The sequence below is a fragment of the Streptosporangium sp. NPDC006013 genome (assembly GCF_040614275.1).
Classification (GTDB): domain Bacteria; phylum Actinomycetota; class Actinomycetes; order Streptosporangiales; family Streptosporangiaceae; genus Streptosporangium.
Genome location: NZ_JBEXUE010000809.1, coordinates 1 through 2,608 on the forward strand (window position 1 = coordinate 1; position 2,608 = coordinate 2,608).

The window sequence follows — 2,608 nt, forward strand, 5'->3', positions numbered from 1 at the left end:
TCGTCCTTGCCCCGGCCGAAGCCCAGCAGCACCGAGGCCACCGCGAAGGACACCGCGGTCGCGGCGAAGATCCCGGCCAGCACCCCGAACCAGCCGCCCTTGGGCGTCACCGCCAGATAGGCGAAGATACTGCCCGGCGAGGCCGCCGACACCAGCCCGGCACCGGTCATGATGAACACCAGGATCCCGGTGGCGCCACCGGCGATGACCGCCAGGATCAGCCGGGGCTTCATCAGCACATACGGGAAGTAGATCTCGTGGATACCGCCGAGGAAGTGAATGATGATCGCCGCCGGAGCGCTGGGACGCAGCGCCCGGGGACCGAAGAACAGGTAGGCCAGCAGCAGGCCCAGGCCGGGGCCGGGGTTGGACTCCAGCATGAACAGGATCGACTTGCCGAACTGGGTCACCTCGTTGGCGCCCAGCGGGGTCAGCACCCCGTGGTTGATGGCGTTGTTGAGGAACAACACCTTGGCCGGCTCGATCAGGATCGAGGCCAGCGGCAACAGGTTGGACTCCACCAGCCAGCCGACCGCGTTACCGGCCACGGTGGTGATCGCCGAGACGATGGGGCCCACACCCCACACGCCCAGCAGCGCCATCGCGCCACCGGCGATACCGGCGGTGAAGTTGTCCACCAGCATCTCAAAGCCGGCCTTGGTGCGCTCGGAGGTGAAGCCGTCGATCAGCTTCAGCAGGAACGCCGCCAGCGGACCCATGATCATCGCGCCGAGGAACATCGGGTTCTCCGCGCCGACCACGACGCCCATGGTGGCCACCGCGCCGACCACCGCGCCGCGCTGACCATGGACCATCCGCCCGCCGGTATAGCCGATCAAGACCGGCAGCAGCGTCGTGATCATCGGCCCGACCAGGGCCGCCAGACTCTCGTTCGGCAACCAGCCGGTGGGAATGAACAGCGCGGTGATCAGACCCCAGGCGATGAACGCCCCGATGTTCGGCATGATCATCCCGGCGAGATACCCGCCGAAACGCTGAATCTTGGCTCTGACCCCGGTTCCCGTGACGGTGGGGGTGTAATCGGTGCTCACGTGGTGTTGCTCCTTCCGGGGTGGCCGGCAGATGAGCCGGCCAAGGGGGGTGGATCCGCGCCGCTGTCAGCCCCCGGACCGCAGCGGCAGGGTGGGATCGGCCGCGATGACACGCACGTCATCACGCCGAATGTCATGAGGGGAGGGCATCCGGCTACCGGGCAGCCCGACCGCGGCCGTCGCCCAGGCCAGCGCCTCGACCAACGCGCCCTCACCGCGGGCGCCGCCGGCCAGGAACCCGGCCAGCATCGCATCACCGGCGCCGACCGAACTACGCGGCTCGGCCAGCGCACACCGGCCGAACCAGACCTGCTCGCCCTGCAGCAAAACCGCGCCATCGGCGCCCAGACTGGCCAAGACCGTGCCCGCGCCACGAGCCCGCAGACTCTCAGCGGCCTTGATCGCATCACCCAGGCAGGAGATGACCATCCCGGTGGCCTCGCTCAGCTCTTCTCGGTTGGGCTTGACCAGCGCCGGCCCCTGAACCAGCGCGTGCATCAGCGCCGGCCCGCTGGTATCGACCGCGACGTTGATCCCCGCACCGCTGAAACGCTCACACAACCGCGCATACACATCAACGGGCACCTGCGGCGGCAGGCTACCGGAGGCCACCACCCAGTCCGCGCTGCCGGCCGCACCGAGCACGGCCTCGGCCAAAGCCTCCAACTCGGCCGCCGACAACGCCGTCCCCGGCTCGTTGATCTTCGTGACCGTGCCGTCCGGCTCGGCCAGCGCGACATTGGAACGAGTGGCGCCGGCCACCGGCACGGTGACCATCTCGATGCCCTCGGCCGACAGCAGGCTCACCAGCCGCCGCCCCTCATCCCCGCCGAAAGGCACCACCGCACACGAACGAACCCGGTTGGCCAGCAACGCCCGCGAGACGTTGACCCCCTTACCACCGGGATCCAGATGAGTTGCCGCGGCCCGGATCACCGCCCCGCGCGTCAACGCCCCGACCTCGATCGTGCGATCCAGACTGGGATTAAGAGTCAAGGTGACGATCACGCCCGGATCACCTCGGGCCCGGCCGCGGCCATCTCGGCCGCCACCCCGGTATCGAGCCCGACATCACTGATCACCACATCGATCTCCTGCAGCGCGGCGAAACGAGACAGATAGGTATTGGCGAACTTGGTGTGATCGGCCAGCAGCACGCACCGCTGCGCGGCCTCGACCATCGCCCGTTTGATCGCGGCCTCGGCCGGATCCGGGGTCGTCAGCCCCTTGGCCACCGAACAACCGTTGGCCGCCATGAACGCCACGTCCACATGCAGATCGGCCAACGGCCGCAGCGCCCAGTCATCAACAGTGGCCAGGGTCCGCCCCCGCACCCGCCCACCCAGCATGAACACCGTCAGATTCGCGCGGGTGGCCAGCGCGGTCGCCAACGGCGGCGAGTTCACGATCACCGTCAACTCCCGATCCACCGGCAACGCCTGCACCAGACGGCCCGTCGTGGTGCCCGCGTCAATGATGATCGCCCCGTCCTGCGGCAACTCGGCCAGCGCCGCCTTGGCGATACGCTCCTTCTCCGCCGTCATCACCTCATCGCG

Annotated in this window: 3 protein-coding genes; all 3 read right to left on the reverse strand. The window is 68.6% G+C overall.

The genetic code is table 11. The annotated features are described in order from the left end of the window. On the reverse strand, nt 1–1,052 hold a 1,052-nt coding region (locus ABZ260_RS49790), incomplete at its 3' end, for a PTS mannitol transporter subunit IICB (RefSeq protein WP_355632633.1). A 66-nt stretch (nt 1,053–1,118) separates the two neighbouring features. Beyond that, nucleotides 1,119–2,060: a 1-phosphofructokinase gene (gene pfkB, locus ABZ260_RS49795; protein WP_355632635.1), complete on the reverse strand. Its 942-nt coding sequence runs from the start codon at nt 2,058–2,060 to the stop codon at nt 1,119–1,121. Beyond that, the coding region (locus ABZ260_RS49800; RefSeq protein WP_355569735.1) for a D-beta-D-heptose 1-phosphate adenosyltransferase at nt 2,057–2,608 on the reverse strand (552 nt) is incomplete at its 5' end. The genes ABZ260_RS49800 and pfkB, both read right to left, overlap by 4 nt.